The following is a 12,138-nucleotide window of genomic DNA, read 5'->3' on the forward strand; positions in this document are numbered from 1 at the left end:
GCAAACGATTGTCGGCGGCCAAGTCGTCACACTCGGCGCTTGGGATCGGGGGAGGGGGAGGGGAAAGTCAGCGGGGGTTGGTGGTGCGCCAGGTGATGTAGTCGGCTACTGCGGTGGCGACGTCGTAGGTGGGGGTGAAGCCGGTTTCGGTGGTGAGGCGGGTGATGTCTAGGTAGGGATCTTCGCCGGGGCCGGACTGGCGGCCGGGGATGAGGTCTAGGTGTAGGCCGGGGGTGATGGCTTGCAGGGCTTCGGCGATTTGGCGGTTGGTGGATCGGGTGCCGCTGGAGACGTTGTAGGTGCGGTGCTGGAGGGTCGGTGCGGTGGTGAGGAGGGCGATCGCGCGACCGGCGTCCGCCGCGTAACAGAAGTCGCCGCCATCGTCGGCGTACCGGGGCCCTGGGGTCTCGCCGCGCATGATGGCACTGATGTACGGCGCGATCGTGATGATCGGGGATTCCGGATCCATCAGCGGTCCCCAGGTGCTTCCGATCCGGAGCAGGACGGGGTCGATTCCGGTGCCTTGCAGGCTGTGCACGGTGATTGGTTCGACGGCTTTCTTGAAGGCGACGATTGCCAGCGGGAGGTCGGCTTCGGGGAGTGCGAGGTCTTCGTGCCAAGGGATTTCGGGTCGGCCGATGTAGTTGCCGAGGCTGCTGGCGACGGCGAACCGGCGGACTCCCCAGGTGCGGGCCGCGTCCAGTGCGTTGAGCAGGCCGGACAGGTCGTTGCGGAAGTACGCGACCGTGTCGGCACCCGGAATGCTTCCGGCCAGGTGGACGATCTCGGTGATCTCATACTCCTTGCCCAGGGCAAGGAAGGCGTCCCGGTCGGTCATGTCGAGGGTCTCGACCGTGACCCGGCCGGCCAGGAATGACGGGACCTCGCCGCGATGGTATGAGGTGACGACCACCTCGTGGCCGAGCTCGACGAGTGCGCGGGCGGTGGCCGCGCCGATCATGCCCAGTCCGCCGGTGACGAGGATCATCGAACCACCGCGTAGTGCAGGTGCGTCACGCCGGGAGCCGGTACGGCCTCGATCAGCCGGAGCTCGACGTGTTCGGGCAGTTCGTTGAAGAACCGGAGGCCGCCGCCGAGCAGGATCGGGATCTGGTGCAGCACGACCTCGTCGACGAGCCCGGCCGCGAGCGCGGACGTCGCAGCGCCGCCGCCCATGATCCCGACGTTCTTGCCGTCAGCCAACTTCCGCGCCACCTCGACGGCCTCTTCGATGCTTGAGGCAAGCGTCTGCGCCGGACCGACCTGGAGCGCCTGACGGCTCAAAACCACCAGGGGCGCATGAGGATGCGGGCTGCCGCCACCGAAGTCGCTGGAGTGCTGGTACGTCGTCCGTCCGCAGATGATCGCGCCGTCGCCGGCCGCCAGGCTGTCGAAGAGTCGCGCACTCGGCGCGCTCAGCTTGAATCCGTCGAACACCTCGCTCGGCGTATCGCCGTTGAAGTACCAGTCGAACAGCATCCCGGCGTCGCCGAGCCCACGCCCGAACTCTTCCGCACCCTCCGGCGTCCGGCCGCTGATATAGCCGTCCACGGAGACGGAGAGCGCAACGATGACCTTACTCATGACTGTCCTCTCACACTGCTTGGGGGAAATCGAAAAACCGATCCGGGTCATAGGCCTGTTTCACCGCACGCAACCGGGCGAGGTTCTCGCCGTGATACGCCGCGGGTCCCTCGGCCAGTGCCAGATCGGGGAAGTTCGGATAGACGCGGCCACTACCGTCCGCGTGGGCGATCGACCACGACCGGTCGTTCGCTGTCTCCAGCAGGAACCGGGTATTGCGATGGGCGAACGCAGTCGCCTCGGCCGCAATCCTGTTGTACGCACCGCCCATCGCGGTGAACGCCAACCGTCCACCACCGATCAGCTCGCGCAGTACGTCGTCCGACAGCGACTGCTCGAAGAGCTCCGAACGGATCCGCGCCGGCTCGCCCGGTGTCGCCTCGGCGAAGCTCGCCTTGACTGCGGAGAGAGGCATCCCGGCGCGCAGGAAAAACGGCACAGGCGTACCGACCAGGTCGGCGAACTCGGCCAGCAGCGCACGCGTCTCGTCGGCAGGCAGCAGACTCGCGCCAATCAGCACTGCCTGCGATCCGTCGACGGTGAGATTCAGCGTGAGCTCGTCCGGGCTGTCCGGAGCCCAAGCCTGCCAAACGGCCACCAGTACCTCCGGATCGGCCGAGACCCACCGAGCTTCAATTCGCGTGGTGATCGGCTCCGGAACCGTGTCGAACCGCAGCGACGTGACCACACCGAACTGACCACCGCCGGCACCACGCAACGCCCAGAACAAGTCAGGTTCGCAATCCGCGGAGCAGTCCACGACGCTGCCGTCGGCCAGCACGACCTGCGCCCCGATAAGGCGATCGCAGGTGAGCCCGAACATCCGGCCCACCAACCCGATTCCACCGCCGAGCGTGAGTCCGGTGATGCCGACCGTTTCCCCGCATCCGGCCGGCAGGCCGCGGCCCGCCGCGTGCAGGTCGGCGTACACCTGACCGAGCAGCGCACCCGCGCCGATCGTCGCAACCCCATCGGCACGCACCTCGATCGTGTTCAGGCCGCTCAGATCCAGTACGACGTCACCCGGCGCCGACCGGTCGACGAAGCAGTGCCCGCCGCCTCGCGGAACCACGCGATCGCCGCTCTTGATCACGGCGACGACATCCTCAACCGATCGGCAATGCATCATGCCCTGAGGCTATGAGCGGCGTACCGCCTGCTTCTTGAACAAAACGTGCATCCTCAACGCCGACGGGCAAGGAACGGCGCGTACGACGCGGAGTGGTCGTGACCGCAGGCACAGCGATCGAGATCGCCACCGAGCAACTGCGTCGGCGTCAGCCCGGTCAGCCGAAGACACTCGCGGCTGAGGTGCGCCTGATCGGCATACCCCGCGTCGATCGCGAGACCCGCCGTACCGTCAAGACCGCGGCGACCGGACGGCGTCGCCGAGGCTTGTGCCAACGCCAGGAAGCCCTGGAACCGCAGCGTCCGCTGAAGCACCTTCGGCGTCGTACCGACAGCCTGCAGACAGCGCCGACGGAGCTGGCTCGCCGACAACGCAAGATCGGACGCCAGACCGTCGATCGACGTTGCCTGCCAGGGCATCAGCGCCAGCACAGCTTCCTGGACGAGCGCGTCGACCCGCTCGGTACGGCGGAACTCGTTCAGCAGATGGGCCTGCAGATAGAGCAATGCCCGCTCGGGAGTCGCAGCTCGCGCCATCGCCTCGACCAAGCGGTCCGCAGTGTGTCCCCAGAGGTCGGCAAGGCTGAGGTGCTGGTCGATCAGATCATCCAGTACGGCGGGCAATGGCGGAGCAGTACCGGGATGGAACCGGACCCCGACCAGCGTGGTGTGCGCCGGGATGACCTCGATCGCCGGACCGGTCAACGGGCCAAGGAGTTGCGGCCGTCCGCCGAGCGGGAAATGGATCTCGACACCGCCGGTCGGGAGGTGCCGGTGGACGTGGTCGGTCGCGCCGATGCGTTGGATCCAGACCGTCCGAACCACCCCGGCCAGGCCGGGGACGGGCAGCCGCTCGACGTACTCCACGCGAGCACTGAATCCCCTGGACTAGACCGGTGTCAAGAAGTTGTTTCCAGCAAATTTCATTCTGCCGATCCCTTGACCTGGACCCCGGATGGGGAGGAGTTTGGTCCGCATCGGATTTACGAATCACTTCCGAACATGGTTCGTAAAGGAGGAGGTGTCGTGGCGATCGTGATCGGGGTTGTCACCCACGCGGCGCACGGGGAGCTGTTCCGCGAGGCGGCCAGCACGCTCCGCGGCGTCGATCTCGAGTGGGTCAGCTACGACCACGAGGAGAACGTCCGCGACAAGGTTGCGGAGTTCCTCAGCACGACTCGACTCGACGGCTTCCTGGCCGGTCCGGTGCCCTACACGGCCAGTCGCGAGCTACTGCCGCCCGGCCTGCCAGTGGGTGTCATCCGGCCGTCGGCGCTCGACCTGACGATGGCTCTGTACCGTGCGCAGCAGCAGGGCTGGGGCGGTTCGCCGGTCAGCATCGACACCTTCCCGGCCGAGGCGGTCGATGCGGTCGTCGCCGCCCTTGAACTCGATCCGGAGCAGATCGCTTCGTTGCCCTACGCACCGACCCAGTCGGTCGAGGACATCGTCGAGTTCCACCGGACGGCGTACCGGCGGTTCGGTGATCGCGGTTACGTGATCAGCGTCCGCGCGGCGGCCCGGGAGCAGTTGGCCGATGACGCGATCGGGATCATGAGCGGCATGCCGGTCCCGGCGACGATCCGGACCGAGCTGCATGAGCTCGCGCTGCGGATCGAGTCGGACCGGGCGAGCGCGCAACGGTTCGCGGCCGGGGTGTTCCTGATCTCGCAGTCGGCCGACGAGGAGCGCGCCCGGGTCGGCCTGATGAACCTGTTGCTGAACACCCCCGAGTTCGCCGGGGCCTGGATCGAGGACCGCGGTCGACGTGGCGTCGTCGTCTTCGCGCACAAGGCCTTGTTCGAACGCGTGACCCGCAACTGGGTCGCCGTACCGGCCCTTGCCGAAGCCGGTACGGCGCTCGGTGCGCAGGTCTCGGCCGGGTTCGGGGTCGGCGTCTCCGCCCGCAACTGCGTACTGCTTGCCGAGCAGGCCGCGGCCCGGGCGGAGCAGGAGAACGAACCGTGTGCCTACCTGATCGAGGACAGCGGGGTGATCATCGGGCCGATGGGGCCGGTGACCACGTCCGACCGCGAGGCGCTCAGCTTCTCCTACCGCGAGCACGGCGAACACGTCGAGCAGCTCGCGAAGTCTGTCGGCCTCAGTGCGGCCACTGTGTCCCGGTTGGCTGCCTTGGACCACGAGCTGGAAGGCCGTGCGATCTCGCCTGGAGAGCTCGCCGACCGGCTCGGCATCACGGATCAGAGCGGTCGCCGGCTGATCCGCACCCTCGACGCTGGTGGCCTGGTCAGCGACGAGGGAACCGCACAGCACCATCCCAAGGGACGCCCCACGCGTCTCTACCGGCTTCGCATCTCCCAAGAATTAGCGAAGGGAACCACACCATGGAGCTCAACCGCCGCCAGGTCCTGAAGCTCGCCGGCCTCGGCCTGGGCGCGACGGCCACCCCCGGCCTGCTCGCCGCCTGCTCGAACGACAAGTCCGGTGCAGGCGCTGGAGACGGCAGCGTGAAGTTCGAGGGCTGGGACTACGAGGCGACTCTGGTCCAGCAGAACCTCGACCGCTTCACCAAGGCCAGCAACGTCAAGGTGAACTACACGCCGATCACCAGCGCGCAGTACGTGCAGAAGGTGGTTGCCGAGTTCACCGGTGGTGGCGGCCCGGACGCCCTCTACGTGTACGACGACTCGCTCGCGGCCTGGGTCGAGGGCGACTACCTGCAGCCGATCGACGGCCTGCCCGGGGTCGACGAGGTGTACGGCGCGATCTTCCCCGGCAACGCCGAGGCGATGACCTACCAGGGCAAGCGCTACGGCCTGCCCTACTACACCGACTCGAACTGCCTGATCTACAACGCGGAGATCCTGTCCAAGGCCGGTTTCAGTAAGCCGCCGGCCAGTCTCGAGGAGCTCGAGGCGCAGGCGGCCAAGATCAAGAGCCAGGGTCTGCTCGAGCATCCGATCGGCCTTCCGGCCCAGCTGTCCGACACCTGGTGGGCCTGGGTCTGGGGTCTGATCTTCTCCAGTGGCGGCAACCTGTTCGACGATCAGCAGGCACCGATCATGAACACCACCGACACGGTCACCAAGGACGTCTTCACGTGGCTGCAGAACGCGGCCAACAAGTCGAAGGTGCTCGACCCGGCCTCGCTGCAACTGCTGCCGGTCCCGGTCGACAACGCGATGAAGGCCAACCGGTACGCGTTCACCATCGGCGCCCGGTACGCGCTGCGCGACTACAACGACCCGCAGAAGTCGAAGGCGGCCGGCAAGATGAAGATGGCGCTGGTGCCGAGCCTGGACGGCAAGGTGCACGGAACCATCAGCAACACTCGGATGTACGGCCTGGCCAAGGACACCGAGGTCAAGGACAACGCGTTCAAGCTGCTCACGTACCTCGGGGGACTCGACGAGAGCAAGCAGCCGTACACCGCGAAGTTCTGGTTCCAGCAGCGCGGGCTCGGCTTCGCGTACAAGGACCTGGCCAAGGACCCGGAGATCACCGCGACCCTGAAGAAGTTCGCCGACCCGGCCATCTACGCGCACCTGGCCGAGATCGCCCGGCCGCGCAACGTCCTCGGTGTCGCCTGGTACACCGAGTTCGAGACCGAGATGCACAAGGTCGTGCAGGGCGTGCTGAGCAACCAGACCCAGCCGTCCGCCGCGGTCGCGAGCCTGGCGCAGAGCGCCGAGACCCTCAAGAAGAAGTACTCCTGAGGTGACCGTCCTGACCGAACGACGGCCGCTGGGCGACAGCGCGAAGGCCTGGGCCCTGAACGCCCCGGCCATCGCGGTGATCGCCCTGCTGGTCGCGTACCCGATCGGCTACTCGTTCTACGTCAGCCTGCAGCGCAACAACCTCAAGCGGCCCAAGGCCAAGCGGTTCATCGGCTTCGACAACTACAAGTCCCTGCTCAGCGACGACGCCTTCCTGTCGGCGCTGAAGGTGTCCGCGATCTTCGTCCTCGTCGTCCTCGGCCTGACCGTCGTCCTGGCGCTCATCCTGGCGTTGGTCCTGAACGAACGCTTCCGTGGCCGCGGCCTGCTGCTCAGCCTCGCTTTGTTGCCCTGGGCAATGCCCGGCGTGGTGAACGGCCTAATGTGGCGCACCATCTTCGACGCCAAGACCGGTGCGTTGAATGGGTTACTGACCCAACTCGGCCTGATCGATACCTACCAGGCCTGGCTGACCTCCGGCACCGGCGCCTTCCTGTTCACCGCACTGGCGCAAGTCTGGAACACCCTGCCCTTCTCGGTGATCATCCTGCTGGCCGGTCTGTCCACCATCCCCTCCGAGCTGTACGACGCCGCGACAGTCGACCGCGCCGGCGCCTTCCGAAGGTTCACCCAGGTCACCGTCCCGTGGCTCCTGCATCCGCTCCTGATCGTCCTCATCCTCGAGACGATGAACGCCTTCCGCGCCTTCGACACCATCTACGTCCTCACCGGCGGCGGCCCGGGCGACGCCACGACCACGATCGCCCTCCTCGACGTACAAACGGTGTTGACGTTCACCGACTTCGGCCTCGGCAGCGCCTATGCCTGGGTCATCACCGCCATCACCCTGATCATCTCAGTGGGCTATATCGGCTTGCTCTACCGGAAAGGAAACTTCGAGGTTTGAGTACCGTCGTGCAGGTTCCGCTGAGGTATCGCATTCCGTGGAAGAAGATCGCGTTGTACGTGCTGGCGATCGCGTTCGCGTTGTATCTGGTGCTGCCGTTCTACTGGATCGTGGCGATGAGCTTCATGCACGAGGCCGACGCGATCGCCGTACCGCCGAACTGGGTGCCGGTGAGTCCGACGCTGGAGAACTATCTGGGGTTCGTGAATCCGAACGCGGCCCAGGAGCTGGTCGGTGGGCGGGCGGTGTCCGAGACGCCGTACTCGTTGCGGAACAGCTTGATTGTGGCGTCGGCGACCGCCGTACTGAATCTCGCGCTGGCGACGTTCGCGGCGTACTCGTTCAGCAGGTTGAAGTTCCGGGGGAGTCAGGTGTTGCTGGTGCTGTATCTGCTGACGCGGATGGTGCCGGGGATCGCGATCATCATCCCGTTCTATCTGCTGATGCGGCAGTTCGGGCTGCTGGACACGTACCTGGCGCTGATCCTGTCGTACACGACGTTCGCGCTGCCGATCACGATCTGGATCCTGAAGGACTTCTTCCGGTCGGTACCGCGGGAGCTCGAGGAAGCGGCCCGGGTCGATCGGTGTGGCTGGTTCCGGACGATGTGGTCGGTGTTCCTGCCGGTCGCGGCGCCGGGTCTCGTGGCGGCGGCGGTGTTCGCGTTCATGACGGCGTGGAACGAGTTCATGTTCGCGCTGTTCCTGACCAGCACGAAGGCCGCGAAGACGATCCCGGTGGTGGCGGCGAACTTCGCCACCGACTTCAACACCCAGTTCACCGTGATGGCCGCAGCCGGGGTGCTTGCGGTCGTTCCACCACTCGTACTGGCGCTGCTGTTCCAGCGAAAGCTGGTCCAGGGGATGGCCGCCGGATCTGTGAAGGGCTGAGACGATGGCAGAGGTACGACTCGAAGGCATCACCAAGTCCTTCGGCAGCAAGACCGTGGTGGACGACCTGAACCTGACGATCCAGGACCAGGAGTTCCTGACGCTGGTCGGGCCGTCCGGGTGCGGGAAGTCGACGACGCTGCGGATGATCTGTGGTCTGGAGCGGGCGACCAGCGGCAACGTGTTCTTCGACGGCAAACCGGTCAGCTGGTTGCCGGCGAACAAGCGGGACGTTGCGATGGTGTTCCAGAGCTACGCGCTCTATCCGCACAAGACCGTCCGGCAGAACATCGGGTTCGCGCTCAAGATGATGCGGGTGCCCAAGGCAACGATCGACACGCAGGTGCTGCAGGCCGCGCGGACTCTGGACATCGAGGATCTCTTGGACCGCAAGCCGCGTGAGCTGTCTGGTGGCCAGCGGCAACGAGTTGCACTCGGTCGCGCGATCGTTCGCGATGCGGGCGCCTATTTGCTGGACGAACCGCTGTCCAACCTGGATGCACAGCTGCGGGTGCTGATGCGGGCGGAGATCAAGCGGCTGCATGTCGACGTGGCCCGGACCTTCATCTACGTCACGCACGACCAGGTTGAGGCGATGACGATGTCGGACCGGATCGCCGTGATGCGCGACGGTGTCATCCAGCAGTGTGCGACTCCCGAGGAGATCTACGAGCGGCCGGCCAACCGGTTCGTGGCGTCGTTCATGGGCTCACCGCCGATGAACTTCGTCAGCGGTTCGTTGGCCGATGTTGACGGCGTCCGGATGTTCCGCAGCGAGGCACTGACGCAGGAGATCACCTTGTACGGCGATGCGCCGGCCGACCCGGAGGTCGTGCTCGGCGTTCGCCCGGAGGACGTGTCGTTGTCGCCGACCCCGGTCGCGGGGTACCGCCAAGGCCGGGTATTCGTGTCCGAGCCGCTCGGGCCCGACGTACTGGTCACGGTGCGGATCGAGGGTGAGCTGTTGAAGGCTCGGGTGCCCACGCCGTTCCGGCTTGGTCATGACGCGCCCGTGTATGTCGGTTTCAATCCGCAACGCCTGCATCTGTTCACGGCGGCGGATGGGACCGCCCTGCAGGCTCCGAGACAGGAGGCTTCGTGAGAGACGTCGAGAACACGACGATCGAGGTAACCCGGCCGGACGACTTCGACGAGTTCTGGGCGGCGGGGCTCGCCGACTGCTCGTCGTACCCGCTGGATCCCGTGCTGACCGAGATGCCGACGCTGTCGACCTCACGGGTCGTCGTGTACGACGTTTCGTACGTGAGTTTCGGCGGGCTGCGGGTCTCCGGCTGGTACGCCGTCCCGCGGGGCGGCGGGGCGCCGTACCCGGGTCTCATCACGATCCCGGGGTACATCTCGGAGCCGACGATCCCGAAGGAGTGGGCCGAGCTCGGGTACGCGACCCTCGCGGTCGCGCCGCGCGGGAAGCTGCGGTCGAACGCGGTCTTCAATCCGGGGTATCCGGGGTTGCTGACAAACAACATCGTGGACCACAACACGTATGGGTACCGCGGGTTCTACCTGGATGTCGTGCGCGCGGTCGACGTGCTGCTGGAACGGCCCGAGGTCGACGGTTCGCGGATTGGGTTGGCTGGGTCGAGTCAGGGCGGTGGGCTTGGGATCAGTACGGCGGCATTGCGGCCGGATGTGATCAAGGCGGTTGCGTGCGGGGCACCGTACTTGTGCGGGATCATGGTCGCGCCGACGTTCACCCGGTCGTATCCGTATGAGGAGATCAACGAGTATCTGCGGCTGCATCCGAAGGACGTCGACCGGGTGCGGGAGACGGTCGCGTACTACGACGGGCTGAACTTCGCGCCGGCGGTCAAGGCGCCGACTCTCATTTATCTCGGGCTCGAGGATGATGTCTGCCCGCCGGAGACCGGGTTCGCGCTGCATCGCGTGCTGACGTGCCCGAAGACTCTGCGTACCTATGAGCACTGCGCCCATCACGCCGGTCTGCCCGGGGTGATGCGGGTTGTCGAAGACTTCTTGGCCGACCACTTGAAGCCGGTGATCTGACATGGACTTCGCTTCGTATTGGACAGCCGTCGACGACGAGCTCGCGACGATTCCGGCTCGGCCGGTGCTCGATGTGATTCCACAGCGGACCGATGACTCGGCGACGACGTACGGGGTCCGGTTGACCAGCGTCGGGCCTTATCGCGTGTTTGGTTCGTTGAGCATCCCGGTGGGGGAGGGGCCGTTTCCGGCGCTGCTGCAGGTGCCGCGGTACGGGAGTGTCAACAACATGGCGCATCCCAACGACCGCAGCCGGTACGTCGTTCTGACGCTGATGCATCGTGGTCAGCGGCTGGCCGACGAGTTCTTCCAGGCGGCGTATCCGGGACTGCTGACGATGGGGATCGATGATCCTTCGACGTACATCTATCGCGGGATCGTGGCGGATTGTCTGCGGGCGGTCGACTTCCTGGTCGGATTGCGTGAGGTCGATGCGAGCCGGGTCGCGGTGGTTGGGAACGAGTTGGCGATTCTGACGGCGGCGCGACGGTCGGAGGTCAGTGTGGTGCGGGCTTCGGATCTGGTGCTGTTCCGGGCGATGGAGGCTCGGCTTGCGTCCAGCCACTATCCGCTGGAGGAGCTGAACGACTACCTGCGCGCGGGGTCGTCGGCCGAGGTGATCGGGCGGACGCTGTCGTACTTCGATCCGATCCGGCATGCAGCGGGGGTCCGGGCTAGGACGCTGGTCGGTGTTGAAGATGCGGATTGGTATGCGCCGCTGGTTGAGGCGTTGCCGTTGGGTGAGGCGTACGAGGTGACACATCTGGACGGGACGGACGCCGACTTCTACGACGCGTGGCTCGCCGGACAGTCCGGCGTACCGGCGATGTCGAAGTTCGTCCGATGAACATCCGGCCGGTCATCAACGCGAATGCCACGGTGACGGTGCTGGGCGGTTCGCTGATGCCGCCGCCGGTGGTGCAGGCGATGGTGGAGGCGGCCGGTCAGTTTGTCGACCTGCCTTCGTTGTACGAGGAGGTCGGCGAGCGATTGGCCGAGCTGACGCGCAACGAGGCCGCCTGCGTGACGGCGGGCGCCGCGGCCGCGATCACGCTGGTGGTCGCGTCGTGTATCGGCGAACCGGCACAGGCGTTTCCGGTCGAGGCTGAGGTGGTGATGTTCGCCTCCCAGCGCAACGGGTACGACTATTCCGCCCGCATCACCGGCGCACGGATCTTCGAGGTCGGCCCGACAGAGGCGGAGCTGGAAGCAGCACTCGCCGTTCGGCTCACGGCTGAGGGGGTACGGCGTCCTGCGTGCGTGCTGTGGTTCGCGGGCGCGCATTACGCGGCGGACGCGTTGCCGATCGAAGACGTGGTTAGGATCGCGCGAGCGGCCGGCGTACCGGTGATCGTGGATGCGGCGGCCCAGATACCGCCGGTGTCGTCGCTGTGGCGTTTCACGACGGACATCGGCGCCGACGCGGTGCTCGTCAGCGGTGGGAAGGGTTTGCGCGGGCCGCAGACAACCGGTCTCGTCCTCGGCCGCCAATGGCTGGTCGACCGATGCCGACGGCACGCATCCCCGAACCAGGAGATCGGCCGCGGCCTGAAAGTCGGCAAGGAAGAACTCTTCGGCCTGCTAGCCGCCGTCGAGTGGACCCTGCAACAAGATGAGCAGGCCCTACTAGCCGGCTACGAACGCTCAGTAGCCCTCTGGGTAGACGGCCTCCAAGACCTACCCGGCATCACGGCGTACCGCGGCTACCCCAGCGAAGCCGGCCAACCCCACGGCCGCGCCGTCCTCCGCTTCACCGATCGCGACCGTCAGCAAGTGATCGACGCCCTCTGGAACGGCACCCCCCGGATAGCAGTAGGCACCTTCGGCGTAGACGCCGACGAAATAGCCCTCAACCCCCAAACCCTCCAACCCGGCGAGGACCAGGTAGTCCTCGACACCCTCCTCAACCTCCTCACCTGATCTAGCG

Annotated in this window: 12 protein-coding genes; 8 read left to right on the forward strand and 4 right to left on the reverse strand. The window is 66.2% G+C overall.

The window, feature by feature from the left end; all coding sequences use genetic code 11:
- Window positions 1-67: 67 nt before the first annotated feature.
- From ACFTSF_RS31425 to ACFTSF_RS31440, 4 genes are read right to left on the reverse strand one after another with little or no spacing between them, the layout of a single operon-like run.
- Window positions 68-988, reverse strand: a complete 921-nt coding sequence (locus ACFTSF_RS31425) for an NAD-dependent epimerase/dehydratase family protein (protein WP_380157985.1) — start codon at window positions 986-988, stop codon at window positions 68-70.
- Window positions 985-1,584 carry a dihydrofolate reductase family protein gene (locus ACFTSF_RS31430; protein WP_380157987.1) on the reverse strand — a complete coding sequence of 200 codons (600 nt, stop codon included), beginning with the start codon at window positions 1,582-1,584 and terminating at the stop codon, window positions 985-987. The genes ACFTSF_RS31425 and ACFTSF_RS31430 overlap by 4 nt, the downstream gene beginning before the upstream one ends.
- Window positions 1,585-1,594: 10 nt before the next feature.
- A complete protein-coding gene (locus ACFTSF_RS31435; RefSeq protein WP_380157988.1) occupies window positions 1,595-2,713 on the reverse strand; it encodes an FAD-binding oxidoreductase in 1,119 nt (372 codons plus the stop codon).
- Window positions 2,714-2,766: 53 nt separating this feature from the next.
- Window positions 2,767-3,579, reverse strand: a complete 813-nt coding sequence (locus ACFTSF_RS31440) for a helix-turn-helix domain-containing protein (RefSeq protein ID WP_380157990.1) — start codon at window positions 3,577-3,579, stop codon at window positions 2,767-2,769.
- Between the two features lie 159 nt (window positions 3,580-3,738).
- On the opposite strand from ACFTSF_RS31440, the gene ACFTSF_RS31445 reads away from it, so the two are divergent.
- From ACFTSF_RS31445 to ACFTSF_RS31480, 8 genes are read left to right on the forward strand one after another with little or no spacing between them, the layout of a single operon-like run.
- Window positions 3,739-5,085: a hypothetical protein gene (locus ACFTSF_RS31445; protein WP_380157992.1), complete on the forward strand. Its 1,347-nt coding sequence runs from the start codon at window positions 3,739-3,741 to the stop codon at window positions 5,083-5,085.
- Window positions 5,058-6,389, forward strand: a complete 1,332-nt coding sequence (locus ACFTSF_RS31450; protein WP_380157994.1) for an extracellular solute-binding protein — start codon at window positions 5,058-5,060, stop codon at window positions 6,387-6,389. The genes ACFTSF_RS31445 and ACFTSF_RS31450 overlap by 28 nt, the downstream gene beginning before the upstream one ends.
- Before the next feature lies 1 nt (window position 6,390).
- Window positions 6,391-7,296 (forward strand): carbohydrate ABC transporter permease, encoded by a 906-nt coding sequence (locus ACFTSF_RS31455; RefSeq protein ID WP_380157996.1) that lies wholly within the window; start codon window positions 6,391-6,393, stop codon window positions 7,294-7,296.
- Complete coding sequence (locus ACFTSF_RS31460) at window positions 7,293-8,186, forward strand: carbohydrate ABC transporter permease (RefSeq protein WP_380157998.1); 894 nt, start codon at window positions 7,293-7,295, stop codon at window positions 8,184-8,186. The genes ACFTSF_RS31455 and ACFTSF_RS31460 overlap by 4 nt, the downstream gene beginning before the upstream one ends.
- A gap of 4 nt (window positions 8,187-8,190) precedes the next feature.
- Window positions 8,191-9,288, forward strand: coding sequence for an ABC transporter ATP-binding protein (locus ACFTSF_RS31465; protein WP_380158000.1), 1,098 nt, complete (start codon window positions 8,191-8,193; stop codon window positions 9,286-9,288).
- On the forward strand, window positions 9,285-10,211 hold the full coding sequence (locus ACFTSF_RS31470) for an acetylxylan esterase (RefSeq protein WP_380158001.1): 927 nt from the start codon (window positions 9,285-9,287) through the stop codon (window positions 10,209-10,211). The genes ACFTSF_RS31465 and ACFTSF_RS31470 overlap by 4 nt, the downstream gene beginning before the upstream one ends.
- A 1-nt stretch (window position 10,212) precedes the next feature.
- A complete protein-coding gene (locus tag ACFTSF_RS31475) occupies window positions 10,213-11,058 on the forward strand; it encodes an acetylxylan esterase (protein ID WP_380158003.1) in 846 nt (281 codons plus the stop codon).
- On the forward strand, window positions 11,055-12,131 hold the full coding sequence (locus ACFTSF_RS31480; protein WP_380158005.1) for a hypothetical protein: 1,077 nt from the start codon (window positions 11,055-11,057) through the stop codon (window positions 12,129-12,131). The genes ACFTSF_RS31475 and ACFTSF_RS31480 overlap by 4 nt, the downstream gene beginning before the upstream one ends.
- Window positions 12,132-12,138: the final 7 nt, after the last annotated feature.

Source organism: Kribbella sp. NPDC056951 (genome assembly GCF_042674205.1).
GTDB lineage: Bacteria > Actinomycetota > Actinomycetes > Propionibacteriales > Kribbellaceae > Kribbella > Kribbella yunnanensis.

What these genes read in the sequence shown, in the direction of transcription:
- ACFTSF_RS31480 (WP_380158005.1), top strand. Translation starts at nt 11,055, where the DNA reads ATGAACATCCGGCCGGTCATCAACGCGAATGCCACGGTGACGGTGCTG.
- ACFTSF_RS31475 (WP_380158003.1), top strand. Translation starts at nt 10,213, where the DNA reads ATGGACTTCGCTTCGTATTGGACAGCCGTCGACGACGAGCTCGCGACG.
- ACFTSF_RS31430 (WP_380157987.1), bottom strand. Translation starts at nt 1,584, where the DNA reads ATGAGTAAGGTCATCGTTGCGCTCTCCGTCTCCGTGGACGGCTATATC.
- ACFTSF_RS31435 (WP_380157988.1), bottom strand. Translation starts at nt 2,713, where the DNA reads ATGATGCATTGCCGATCGGTTGAGGATGTCGTCGCCGTGATCAAGAGC.
- ACFTSF_RS31450 (WP_380157994.1), top strand. Translation starts at nt 5,058, where the DNA reads ATGGAGCTCAACCGCCGCCAGGTCCTGAAGCTCGCCGGCCTCGGCCTG.
- ACFTSF_RS31465 (WP_380158000.1), top strand. Translation starts at nt 8,191, where the DNA reads ATGGCAGAGGTACGACTCGAAGGCATCACCAAGTCCTTCGGCAGCAAG.
- ACFTSF_RS31425 (WP_380157985.1), bottom strand. Translation starts at nt 988, where the DNA reads ATGATCCTCGTCACCGGCGGACTGGGCATGATCGGCGCGGCCACCGCC.